Source organism: Kitasatospora sp. NPDC048540, assembly GCF_040651175.1.
Classification (GTDB): domain Bacteria; phylum Actinomycetota; class Actinomycetes; order Streptomycetales; family Streptomycetaceae; genus Kitasatospora.
Genome location: NZ_JBEZIR010000192.1, coordinates 1 through 11,792, shown reverse-complemented (window position 1 = coordinate 11,792; position 11,792 = coordinate 1). Strand labels below are relative to the sequence as shown.

Here is an 11,792-nt window from a genome sequence, read left to right as displayed (position 1 = left end):
GTCGGGGGCGAAGTGCCGCTCGGCGGCCTCCTCCAGGGCGAGGCCGGGGGTGAGCAGCAGGTCGGTAAGGGCAGCGCGGACGTCGGTGCGGATGCTGGCGGTGGTCATGACGGTCCCCTTGGTGTTGGTGTTCCGACAGAAAGTACGTGCTCCGGGCACGCACATGCACCGTACTACAGACTGCGTGCGCCACGCACGCTATTCCTTGGTCGTGCCCACCGCCGTGGGGCACGAGACCGCCGACGCCCCTGGAGCCCCACTCGGGCGAGGCTCCCGGGCACGGGTCTACGCGCGCCTGACAGACGGCCCGGGCGAGGCCGTCCCACCCCGACCGGAACCGGCCAGCAGGCGGCGCAAGGCACCCCTCGCCCCCTGGCCGCCCGAGGAGGCGCAGGGCTTCGCCCGCCGACTCCACCACCCTGTCACCACCGGCCCATTCGCCAAATCGTGACGCCGGCACGCGAGGCGCGAGTGCACAATGCCCGAGTCGCGCCGAGGCGCATGCCGGTGAGCATCCCGCCCAACGACGAAGAACGCGCCGCCGCCGGCGGCCAGGCCGCGCTCGCACGGCCGGGGTACTGGTGATGGAGGCGGGGCCTCCGGGGGTGGTGCGCGGCGGTCAGCACGGCGTGCGCGGTCGCCTTCACCAACATCCCTACGCGGCACTCGCCGAGTGGGAGCCGTGGGCGCCGACGGTCACGGCGCTCCTGGGCGGTGGTCCCGGCGCGCGGACCGCAGGAGGCTGCGGCGGCCGGCGCCCTCGAAGGTGCCGACGGCCGTGCCCGGCCGGGCCTGCAGCACGGCCGGCAACGTGGCTGACGAGGGTCGGGAACGGGGCCCGGCGGAGGCTCGGGGCGAGGCGCCTTGGGGACGTTCCTGCGGCTCACGGGCCTGACGCTGGTCGACCCGACGACGGCACCGCACTCCCCCGCGCGGGTGACGGGAGGGGCGGCCCGGGGCGGGTGGCAGCCGGGGCGCCGTTCCTGGCCGGGGTGTGCGTGGCCTGGCCGGCGTGGCAGCAGTTCCTGGCGGTGACGGGGGTGCCGGTGGGCGCGCGCCTCTCGCCGACGGCGTGGCGGCCGGCCTCCTGCGCCGCGTACGGACCGGCGGAACATCACGATGTGCGACCGAGCCGGGCGTCATCGGTGACAGCTGTGGCTGGTGCGGCCGGCGCCACCAAAACGGCCGCCGGAAGCGGGAACTCCGGCCGGAGCGGTGACGGATCGTCACATGACGAGCACCTCCGATGGAGCCCGCTGGCGGCTTCGCCGGGGCATTGGCGTGATCGGGGGCGCATTGACGGCCCTATCGATCACGAAAAACCCATCAAAAGCGGTCATTCCGGGCCCGATTCCCCGATCCTTACCGCCGGTAGCCGTCAACTGACCTGCACCGTAGGGGAGTTGCTTGATGACCGACCGCAACCACCCGTAGCTTCATGGGCGGTGCAACGAGCACCACCCGGGTTCACCCGATGCACGGCCCGCCGGCCGACCCCCGGCACCAGGGCCGTGCCCGTCGGCCGGCCGAGTCCGCAACGGGCCGGCGGCGAACGGGGCGACCGGGGCGCACGGCACGTCGGACACGTGCCCGCCCGCCCGCCGAGTCAGATGAGCGGAGTGCGGGCCCCACCGGGGCCTGGTTCCGCATGCCCGCCCGGGGGCTTTTGTCGAGAGGATGTTCATGACTTCCGGTCACGACACCGCCGCTGCCACCACCTCCACCAAGACCACCACCAAGCGCAACCGGGTCCGCGCGGCCGTCGTCGCCGGCGCCGCCGTCGCGGCGCTGCCGGTGACCGGACTCCTCCCGGCCCCCTCGGCCTCGGCCGCCTCCGCCTCCACCTGGGACGCCGTCGCCCGGTGCGAGAGCGGCGGCAACTGGTCGATCAACACCGGCAACGGCTTCTACGGCGGCCTGCAGTTCACCGCCGGCACCTGGCGCGCCTACGGCGGCACCGCCTACGCCCCACAGGCCAACCGGGCCACCAGGGCCCAGCAGATCGCCGTCGCCGAGAAGGTCCTCGCCTCCCAGGGCCCCGGCGCCTGGCCGACCTGCTCCAGGAACGCCGGCCTCACCCGCACCGGCACGCCGGCCCACACCGACACCACCACCGCCACCAAGGCCGAGCCGGCCGCCCCCAAGCCCCGGATCGCCGAGGCCGGGCCCACCCACAAGCCCCACCCGAGCCCCGCCGACGCCACGCGACCGGCACGGACGCCGACCCCGTCGGCCCCGGTCAACTCCCCGCGCAACAGCGCCCCCACCGGCACCTACACCGTCAAGAGCGGCGACACCCTGAGCGAGATCGCGGTCAAGTTCGGCATCGACGGGCAGAGCCTGTACACCAGGAACATCCACACCATCGGCGCCGACCCCGACCTGATCTTCCCCGACCAGATCCTGGACCTCTGACCCCCATCGGACCACAGCCGGCCACCCCTGCGAGGCGTGGCCGGCACCCGCACACCACCCAGCCACCCCCGAGACCAGCCGCCAACCGCCCGGGAGTATGCCCGCCCCGTCCGCACCGGACCACCTACGGGCCCGCGTACGCAGTCCTGGACGACATCCCCTCCCGCACCGCAGCGCCAAGGCCGACAAACCATCCCCACAGGGTGCCGAGGCATCCGCCGGCCCCCCAGGCGCCATCCAGAGCAGGGCCCGCCCCCGCCAGACGAGACCGAGCACACCACCCAGGACGGCCACGACCCGCAGGACCGTGGCACGGACCACCGTCCCGGCCGTGCACAGGAGCTCCCCGCCCGAGATCTCGTCCACCGCCGCGATCCTCCACGCGCCATCGTGCGCGGCGAAGCCCCAGAGGCCTCCATCCCGGCGCAGCGTCCGGGTTTCGTGGGCGGACGTGAAGGACGAAGTCAGTTGGCCGCATCGCAGAGAGATCCGAAGGCCCGGGTCATGTAGCTGTCGAGCTGGTCACGATCGCCCGACAAGCACGGGTAGCCGGCGGGAACGCTGGCCGCCAACCGGGTCCATGACGGTTCGGCGTCGGCGGCGAAGGCGCGGTATCCGCCGAGATCTCGGGCTGGGCGAGGACGTCTCCGCGGTGTACGACTCGGACCGGCCCCGGGGGGATCCTCGGATGCTGGTCCCTCGGCGTAGGGAGGTCGTGTCGGACATTCAGCACGACCGCCGTCGTCGTCATCACCGCGAAGTCCGCCAGGCGCAAGGTCTTCGGCCTCGCCACCGCAGGCATCCATCTCACGTGACCTCTTGCGCGTCAGTCCGGCAGCCAGTGCAGCTCGTGCGCCAGGGTCTTGGCGACGGCGCGGATGCGGCGGTGCAGTGGCGACTGCTCGCGTGGGAGGACCAGGTGGATCGTCAGGCCGGGCGCGCCTCGCAGCGGTCGCCAGGTGAGACCGGCCGGTTGCGCCGTGGCCGAGGCTTCTCCGGCCGGGGCGAGGGTGACCCCGTCGCGCAGGTCGCGCTGACACATGTCGAAAGAGACTGCGGGCGTGTGGAATCGAGGGTGCGGTCGGGTGTCTCGGAACAGTGCGGACAGCTGATCGTGGATCACGGGGTTGGCCGCACGGTCCGGGAGTCGCAGCGGATACGCGGCCGCGTCGGCGATCTCGATCTCCGGGTGCTCGGCCAGCGGATGGTGCTGCGCCAGCTGGACCCCGACGCGCGCACGCCGCAACAGGAACCGGCGCACGCCACGGCCCGGCTGTTCACCGCGGGTGATCCCGGCATCGATGCGGCCGTCGGCGACCGCGGGGGAAATCTCCGGTGTCGCCATCGGGACCGCGCCGACCTCGAGTCCGCTGTTGCCGCGAATCAACCTGTCCACCAGGGCCGGTACCGTCTCGGCCCCGGTGCTGAGGCTGTATCCGATGCGCAGCGTGCCCAGTTCACCGGCCGCCGCGCTCCGGGCGGTGTCCCATGCCCGGTCCAGCGCCGCCAGCGCGGGCGGCGCGGACTCCGCCAAAGCCGCACCGGCGGTGGTCAGAACGACGCTACGCGTGTTGCGGACCAGCAGGGCCGTACCGAGTTCCGCCTCCAATCGGCGCATCCGGGCGCTGAGTGCGGGCTGTGCGATGCCGATGCGTGCGGCCGCGCGGGTGAAGTTCAACTCCTGCGCCAGCACCAGGAAGTACCGCAGGCTCACCGTATCCGGCGTCACGTGCCCTCCCCGCCGATTGATAGCGATCCGTTCTGAGCCTATCCCGTACCGGTCTTTCCCTGGACCGCACATCAAGCCCTAACCTGCACATATGGCGATTCCATCGACCGCAGTACCCGTCGCCGGGATCGATCGACCTGAGTGTCAATTCGACGTCGGACCTGTCCGGCCGAACACAGGAGGTTTCCATGGCCAAGGGCTACTGGGTCAGTGTCTACCCCGCCAGTTCCGACCCTGAGACCGCGTTTGAGATCTGTCGCTCAGCCTCCACTGCTGAGCAGGTGATCAGCAGCTTTCCTCGATGTAGAGGAGGGTCAAGCCGTCCGTCGAGGCGAACTCGTAAGGGTGGTAACTCGGTGTTTCGCCCGCGTTGAGCCTGTGCTTGATCTCGTGCCAGGCCGCAAGCCGGTCGCCCGAGGGAACGTGGCGGAAGTGTCCACCGGCGCCTTCTCCGATGATCAGCTCATCCGCTTGAGTCGCGAGACGCTTGGCAAGGTTGCGGTGGAGCGGCCCTCGGATCTTCCGCCAACGGCGGCCCTCGTTATCGACGAATTCCTCGCTGCCGGCGGGAGATGGGACGCCTTCGTCGTACCAGTACTGGACCTGTGGCAGAGCGGCCATCATCTCCGCGAGAGTCGTCGTGTGCGGGCGCTTCTTGGGCATGGCGCAACTATCTCAAGTTGCGGATGGCAGCCTCACACCGGCGGCAAAGCTCACGGCGCCACGTGCTGAAGGGGCCGTGGGCCTGATCGGACGGCTGGTCCCCGTCGAGTGAGGCGTCGGACCATGACGCCGATCATCGCCCAGCGGATCATGGTCTCGGAGCGGGCCGGGCTGGTCTCGTAGTCGCGGGCCAGGCGGCGGTGGGCGGTGAGCCACGAGAAGGTGCGCTCTACCGCCCACCGCTTGGCCTGGACCTGGAATCCTCGCTGGTCGGGGTCCTTGCGGACGATCTCCAGGTCACGGCCGAGGATCTGCGTGGTCCACTCGACCAGGCGGCCGGCGAAGCCCTGGTCGGCCCAGATCTTCCGGACCCCTGGATGATCGAGCCTGGTCCACAGCAGGGGCCGCTTCGCGCCGTCGCGGTCCTGGACGTTCGCCGCGACGACGTGGACGGCCAGGAGCAGGCCGAGGGTGTCCGTGACGATGAACCTCTTGCGGCCCTTCACCTTCTTGCCCGCGTCGAAGCCCCTCGTGGCAGCAGGGACTGTGTCGGCAGTTCGGACGGACTGCGAGTCGATCAGACCCGCGCTCGGCTCCGCCTTCCGGCCATCAGCTTCACGGACCCTGCCACGCAGGGCGTCATGGATGCGCTCGACGGTGCCGTCGTCGTGCCACCACGTGAAGTACCAGTACACCGTCGGCCACGGAGCGAAGTCCTTCGGCAGCTGCCGCCAGGCACACCCAGTCCGCACCACGTAGAAGATCGCGTCCAAGATTCGCCGCCGCGGATGCTTCTCCCGCCGACCACCTTTCGGACCCACCCGCGCTGGCGGGAGTAGTGGCTCCACCAGTGCCCACTGCTCATCCGTCAGGTCCGACGGATACCCACCCCCAACAGCCTTCACGGTGAGCTCAACGAACACCTCAGCAACGGGACACGGCAGATCTCAAACGCGGTCTGAGAGGCTGACCGCCTACGACACGCTGGCCCGTCCGGCCGTCCAGGCCGGGGGCGGGCGCGTCCTGTCCCGTGGCAGTCGAGTCGTCGCCCACGAGGCCGGAATCACGCGACGCGTCGTTCTGATCGAGTTCGACAGTTTTGAACAGGCCGTCGCGGCATACGAGAGCGAGGCATACCAGAAGGCACTGGTGGCCCTCCCCGACGGCGTCGAGCGCGACTTCCGCATCATCGAAGGAATCGACTGACCGGCGGGCCCGGCCATCACCGGGCATCCGTCACCTGATACGCACACGGTGCTGAACGACGACTCACGAGACGAGTTCGAAGCCATGTCCCGCATCCCGGTTCGTCGTCGACGTCCTCGACGGCCCGATCCCGGGGGTTGCGACCCGCAGGCCCGCATGTCGAGGCGTCGCACAGTTCCCCTGGGATGGCGGAAGCCTTGTCACCGCGTGTGGTCGCCAGGGGCAGACCGGCCGCAGGTGCCGCCGGCAACGGCAACCAAGCAGGCCGCCGCTTTGTCGAGGCAGCCAAGGGCCTTGGCGATGACGGGGCCTCGGGCTCGGAGGAGCTCAGCCTTCCTCACCGACGCCTCCCACCAACCCGCCCTGCCGACCCGCGAATCCGAGCGCAGGCCCAGAGCACTATGTTGCGCCGGCCCAGTGAGAGCATCTACGGCACCCGGCGCCCTTCCGGCGCCTTCCGCATCAAATCCGCCAGCTTTGCGCGGAGTTCTTGCGCCGGCTCACCGAGCACGATCGTGCTGATCAATAGTTCCAGCATCAGGCAGTTGTACTCGTCGTCATCAACCCGATAGCGCTTCCGGTCGCGTTCCACCACAGCTGCAGTGATCCGTCGGCCACCATCGGCGTCTTCAATTCCGACACCAAAAAAATCACGATCCGGATCGGGATCAACGGCGGCGGGGAAATGCCGCCATCATGGAAGCTGCACGAAAATGAAGAGTTTGTGCAAGCCGGATCCCATGCCGAGGAAGGTATTCTAAATAACCTGGCACCCAATGAGCATGCGATATTCGGTGGGACATCAATCAACTTCTGCAACGCCAACTGCGTCATCATGGTGAACACTCGAGGAATGACACTCGAGGGCAATTGGGGCCATAAGGATCACAATTCACCATTCCGGCTCTTTTGGCTTTCGAAGTAAAGGTTGGTGACTAAAAGGATGCCGTCGACGAAAAATCTCGCAGAACTGTCCGATGTTGAACTGATGCTGGTCTGTGCGGCCGCCGCCGAGAGAGGGGGGGGGGCTAGTTTTTGTCACGTACTCGGCTCTGCCGCACAGCAAAGTTGGCTCGACGCCGCGCTTGACATGGCGTGGTCGACTGCGGCAGGTAATGAGGTGGCAGACGATTGTGCCGAACTGCTCGACGCTCTCACGCTTGAAAGCGACACGAGCGAAGCGGGACCAATTTCTAGGATTGGCGGGGGAATCACTCGCCACGGCGATGCGGCCATCCGTCGTTCGGATTGAAACGGCACTGAAGACAATTCGGACACTGCTATCCATGGTTGATTTCAAGCTTTCCGGAGAAATGGTGGTGATCACGAGAAGCGGCGAGCCCCGACCTGACCCTGGCCCGCTGGTCCGACAGGAGCTGGAAGCCCGACAGGAACTTCTGGCCGCGTTCATAAGTGAACCCTTTGATTCGGCAGGGAATCAAGAATCCATGGCTAGGCGGGCTCGGTCCAGCCGAACCCTGGCTGGGGCAAGAACATCGTGGTGATCACCATGGGCGCCCTGGTGGCCACGCTCACGCTGATGATGATGGCGGTCGCCGCGCTCGGGGTGCTGAGCATGGTGGTGCAGGACACCCGGGAGCGGGTCCATGATCTGGGGATCCTCAAGGCCCTCGGGATGACACCCAAACAGACCATCGCAATGGTCCTGACCTCGGTGACACTCACCGGCCTGATCGCCGGGCTGATCGGGGTCCCGCTCGGGGTCGCGGTGGAGAAGGCGACGCTGAACCCGATGGGGAACGCGATCGGCCGGCACCTGCCGCCGAGCGTGTCCCACGTCTACACCGCCGGGCTGCTCATCCCCCTGCTGGCCGGCGGGATCGTGATCGCCCTGCTCGGCGCACTGCTACCGGCCAGCTGGGCGGCACGGACCCGGACCTCCACCGCGCTGCGGACCGAGTAGGACCGAGCAGAGCCGCCGGTCGCCGCAGCAAAAGCGTGCTGGGCACTGCACGGCGCGGCAAGAACGCCAATGCCGACCTCCCCCGGTTGACAGCCTCGGGAGGTCGGCATTCCGGCGTTCTTTCCTCAACACAAAGGCGTGAGAGGTACCCAAGCATGGCGGTCGGCGTTTTCGACCTGTTCTCGATCGGCATCGGCCCGTAGAGGTCACAGACAGTCGGCCCGATGCGCGCGGCCCGGATGTTCGTCAAAACCTGGCGGATCCTCACCAGACTCCGCACCGATCCCGCCCGCGCCACCAACCTCCTCCTCGTCCTGCTCGTCCTGCTCGTCCTGGCGAACCTCGTGGTCAACCGATCAAGGCCCGGGACAGCCGCCCACCAACTGCACGAACACCTACGAACACTGCCACACCACCACGGCTGATCAGCCATTTTCAAGATGGTGGATCTTCAGTGGGGCCGGCCGCCTTCGACGGCGGCCGAGCGTGAGCGTACGCCAACGACCAGGGCCACCCCCCGTACCCTGATCGCCGTCTCCTACCGGTCCAACCGGCAGAAAGCCGACAAGGACCTCTCGAAGTGGCTCCCTACGCCGGCCCATCGGTGCCAGTACGCCCCAGGGGCTGGGTTTTCGTGAAGACGTGCTGGGGCCCGACCGTCGACCAGGTTGAGCTCGACGCGCTGCACCGTATCGCTGCTGCTGCGACGACGCTCCGATCACCGTCACCCTCGCCGTCTGACGCGGAACCGGATCACCTGGGCCGGCGTACGGGCTCAGGTGCACCAGCTGTCCAAGATCAGGGGGGAACTTCACTCTGACTCATCACCCACACCAACGGGCAGGGCGGCGGCGTTCAGGAGATCTGTCCGTGTTGATGCCTGTCCAGGTCTTGGCAGTGGCCAAGACTTCAAGGCCGTTGAGGTATCCGGCAAGCGCAAAAATACGGCCCGCAAGCGCAGTACTTCGATCCGTACCGCGATGAAAGTCCACGAACGAGGGGAACCCCAGCCGACGCACGGCTGGGGTTCCTCGAGGCGGTGAGTGTCGGTCAGCAGGTGGAGTTGCCCATGCCGTAGACCGCTCGTCCACGTGCCGGCAGACTGCACCCGATCGCGATCACCGCGGATCGGGCGGGTCAGCGCTGCAGGGTGAGGACGCCCGGCCGGTACGGCAGCTGGTCGTAGGGGCCGCTCGCGGTGGGGGACTTGCCCTGGTAGAGGAACTGCAGGTTGCAGGGGTCGATGGTCATGGTCTGGTCGGGGTTGTTGCGGACCAGGTCGCCGTGGCTGATGTCGTTGGTCCAGGTGGCGCCGCTGTTGGCCTTGCCGGCGAAGGGGTTGCTCTCGCTGGCGGCCTGTGGGGTCCAGGAGCCGTTGAGGCTGGTGGCGGTGAAGGAGCGGAAGTAGCGCCCGTTCGCGCCCTGCGCCTCGACGATCATGAGGTACTGGTTCTGGTCCTTGACCTTGTAGACCTGCGGGGCCTCGAACAGGTTGTTCGGCGTGTCGCTCATGACCGTCGTGTACGAGGAGCCGAAGTTGCCCGGGAAGTTCCCGATCGGCATGCTCGCCCGGTAGATGCTGCCGTTGTCACCGGCGAAGAACAGGTACATGTTCTGGCCGTCGGCGATCAGGGTCTGGTCGATCGGGCCGGTGCTGGACTTGGGGATGCTGCCGGTGAACAGCGGCTGCGGCGCGGACCAGCCGTTGGGGTTGGTCGGGTCGCTGGAGGTGCGGTAGATGAACGGCCACTGACCCCACTGGTACGCCAGCACCCAGATGTTCTTGGGCGCGAAGTAGAACAGCGTGGGCGCCACCGCGGCCTGGCCCATCCCGCTCTGCCCGGCCGACGCCATGTCCGACCAGTTCGTGAACGGGCTGAACATCATCGAACCGTACGACGATCCCGACACGTTCGACCCGTAGACCACGTGCTTGCCGTTGTACACCACATCGGTGAAGTCCTTCACCGAAGCCCACCCGTTCACCGGCTGCGCCAGCGCACCGGTCGACGTCCACCGGTACGTCGACGGAAGGGCACACGCGCCGCCCGGCGCGGGCGTTGTCGGGGTCGGAGCCGGGGTGGACGACCCGGACGACCTGAAGTTCCAGTGCTGGTTGGCGGCGCCCAAGGAGTCCCAGATCTGGACGGCGGTGCCGTTGGCGGTCTGGTTGCCGGGGGTCTCCAGGGCTCGGCCGCTGGCGACGTTGGTGAGGGTGAAGGAGCCGTCGCTGTTCCGGGCGGCCTTCCAGTGCTGGTTGGCGCCGCCGTTGGCGTCCCAGACCAGCAGCTTCGTGCCGTTGGCGGTCTGGCCGCCCGGCTCGTCCAGGACCCGGCCGCTGGCGACGTTGGTCAGGGTGTAGGAGCCGTCGTTGTTCTTGGTGGCCCGCCACTGCTGGTTGGTGGCGCCGCTGGCGTCCCATACCTGGAGCGGGGTGCCGTTGCCGTTCTGTCCGGCGGGCTCGTCGAGGACACGTCCGGCGGCGCCCACGCCGGAGAGCGTGTAGACGGTGCCGGAGTTGATGCCGCCGCCCGGCGTACCGCCGCCGGTGCCGCCGCCGGCGCTGCCCAGAGTGGTGAGTACGGTGTTGTAGGCGGGCTTCTTGTTGCCGTTGTTGTCGAACAGCAACGCGTTCTCGCCGGTACGCCAGGAGTCGCTGTCGCGGATGCCCCACACCGTGATGCCGGTGCAGCGGGCGACGGCCAGGCAGTCCTTGACGGTGTTGTCGTACGCGCCGGCGGACGCCTGGGCAATGTCGAGCTCGGTGATCTGGACGTCCACGCCGAGCGCGGCGAAGCTGGACAGGGTGGTCTGGAAGCTGGCCGGGGGGCCGCCGGCGCCGAAGTGGCTCTGGAAGCCGACGCAGTCGATGGGCACGCCGCGGGACTTGAAGTCCTTGACCATGCTGTAGACGCCCTGGGTCTTGGCGTCCGTCCAGTTCTCGATGTTGTAGTCGTTGTAGCAGAGCTTGGCCGAGGAGTCGGTGTTCCGGGCGGTGCGGAACGCCTCCTCGATGAAGCCGTTGCCCAGCACGTTCTGGAACACGGAGCCGCGGTGCTGGCCACCGCCGCCGTCCGCGAACGCCTCGTTGACCACGTCCCAGGCGTAGATCTTGCCCTTGTAGTGGGTCATCTCCTGGGTGATGTGGTTGTCCACCACACTGCGCAGGGTGTTCGCGTCGGTGATGGAGCCGACCCAGCTGGGCAGTTGGGAGTGCCAGACCAGGGTGTGGCCGCGCATCTTCTGGCCGTGCGCGGAGGCGTGGTTGACGATCGAGTCGCCGGGGCCGAAGTTGAACGACCCGCGGGAGGGCTCGATGGTGTCCCACTTCATCTCGTTCTCCGGGGTGACCATCTTGAATTCCCGGTCGAGAATGCTGGAGTACGTCGAGTCCCCGAGCCTGCCCGAGGCCACCGCCGTACCGAAGTAGCGGCCGCTGCCGGCCGCCGCGTCGCCGAGCGTGGTAGGCGCGTTGGCGTTCGACGTGAATGCCGCCTGGGCGACCAGCGGTATGGCGGCGCCCACCGCGGCGAGCACCACGGCGGCGGCGATCAGGCGGCGGGTTGCCGGACGGCGGCGATGAGAGCGGTTCTGATCTGGCAAAGGCTTGTCCTTCTGACGCAGTGGGCCTTGGTCTCGGTCCCGGTTACCTGTCAGTTGCCGCCACACACACGAAGGTTGCCGTGATCGGCGAGGAATTTTTCGCCGAGCCGGAGCTCGTCGCGGCCCTCATCCCGTCGGGGGGCCGGTCCCGAGTCGCTGCTGGAGGACGAGTCCTACTCCAAGAAGACCGAGCTCTACGACGGTCTGGGCCGGCTCCGGCAGACCCAGACCAGCCTGCCGGCCGGTGCCACC

At 68.3% G+C, this 11,792-nt stretch carries 10 protein-coding genes; 4 read left to right on the top strand and 6 right to left on the bottom strand.

The annotated features are described in order from the left end of the window. The first annotated feature begins 1,683 nt into the window (after window positions 1–1,683). Window positions 1,684–2,415 carry a transglycosylase family protein gene (locus AB0D08_RS38565; RefSeq protein WP_359895025.1) on the top strand — a complete coding sequence of 244 codons (732 nt, stop codon included), beginning with the start codon at window positions 1,684–1,686 and terminating at the stop codon, window positions 2,413–2,415. An 826-nt stretch (window positions 2,416–3,241) separates the two neighbouring features. Here the strand turns inward: AB0D08_RS38565 and AB0D08_RS38560 are convergent. The 3 genes from AB0D08_RS38560 to AB0D08_RS38550 all read right to left on the bottom strand — a co-directional run bounded on the left by AB0D08_RS38560 (window position 3,242) and on the right by AB0D08_RS38550 (window position 5,751). Then, complete coding sequence (locus tag AB0D08_RS38560) at window positions 3,242–4,144, bottom strand: LysR family transcriptional regulator (RefSeq protein ID WP_359895023.1); 903 nt, start codon at window positions 4,142–4,144, stop codon at window positions 3,242–3,244. A gap of 285 nt (window positions 4,145–4,429) precedes the next feature. Next, window positions 4,430–4,807: a hypothetical protein gene (locus AB0D08_RS38555; protein WP_359895021.1), complete on the bottom strand. Its 378-nt coding sequence runs from the start codon at window positions 4,805–4,807 to the stop codon at window positions 4,430–4,432. A 50-nt stretch (window positions 4,808–4,857) separates the two neighbouring features. Further along, the gene (locus tag AB0D08_RS38550; RefSeq protein WP_359895028.1) at window positions 4,858–5,751 is read right to left on the bottom strand and encodes an IS5 family transposase; all 894 of its coding nucleotides are present in this window, start codon (window positions 5,749–5,751) and stop codon (window positions 4,858–4,860) included. On the opposite strand from AB0D08_RS38550, the gene AB0D08_RS38545 reads away from it, so the two are divergent. Beyond that, window positions 5,714–6,013: a DUF1330 domain-containing protein gene (locus AB0D08_RS38545; RefSeq protein WP_359895020.1), complete on the top strand. Its 300-nt coding sequence runs from the start codon at window positions 5,714–5,716 to the stop codon at window positions 6,011–6,013. The genes AB0D08_RS38550 and AB0D08_RS38545 overlap by 38 nt on opposite strands. A gap of 427 nt (window positions 6,014–6,440) precedes the next feature. Here AB0D08_RS38545 and AB0D08_RS38540 read toward each other — a convergent pair whose 3' ends face one another. Then, the gene (locus AB0D08_RS38540; RefSeq protein ID WP_359895018.1) at window positions 6,441–6,608 is read right to left on the bottom strand and encodes a hypothetical protein; all 168 of its coding nucleotides are present in this window, start codon (window positions 6,606–6,608) and stop codon (window positions 6,441–6,443) included. 297 nt (window positions 6,609–6,905) lie between these two features. Continuing rightward, window positions 6,906–7,340, bottom strand: coding sequence for a hypothetical protein (locus tag AB0D08_RS38535; protein WP_359895016.1), 435 nt, complete (start codon window positions 7,338–7,340; stop codon window positions 6,906–6,908). 171 nt (window positions 7,341–7,511) lie between these two features. Between AB0D08_RS38535 and AB0D08_RS38530 the strand changes: the two genes are divergently transcribed. Beyond that, window positions 7,512–7,937 (top strand): FtsX-like permease family protein, encoded by a 426-nt coding sequence (locus AB0D08_RS38530; RefSeq protein WP_359895015.1) that lies wholly within the window; start codon window positions 7,512–7,514, stop codon window positions 7,935–7,937. A 224-nt stretch (window positions 7,938–8,161) separates the two neighbouring features. Beyond that, complete coding sequence (locus AB0D08_RS38525; RefSeq protein ID WP_359895013.1) at window positions 8,162–8,362, top strand: hypothetical protein; 201 nt, start codon at window positions 8,162–8,164, stop codon at window positions 8,360–8,362. A gap of 712 nt (window positions 8,363–9,074) precedes the next feature. Here AB0D08_RS38525 and AB0D08_RS38520 read toward each other — a convergent pair. Continuing rightward, on the bottom strand, window positions 9,075–11,492 hold the full coding sequence (locus AB0D08_RS38520; protein ID WP_359895026.1) for a non-reducing end alpha-L-arabinofuranosidase family hydrolase: 2,418 nt from the start codon (window positions 11,490–11,492) through the stop codon (window positions 9,075–9,077). Window positions 11,493–11,792: the final 300 nt, after the last annotated feature.

What these genes read in the sequence shown, in the direction of transcription:
- AB0D08_RS38565 (WP_359895025.1), top strand. Translation starts at nt 1,684, where the DNA reads ATGACTTCCGGTCACGACACCGCCGCTGCCACCACCTCCACCAAGACC.
- AB0D08_RS38555 (WP_359895021.1), bottom strand. Translation starts at nt 4,807, where the DNA reads ATGCCCAAGAAGCGCCCGCACACGACGACTCTCGCGGAGATGATGGCC.
- AB0D08_RS38525 (WP_359895013.1), top strand. Translation starts at nt 8,162, where the DNA reads ATGCGCGCGGCCCGGATGTTCGTCAAAACCTGGCGGATCCTCACCAGA.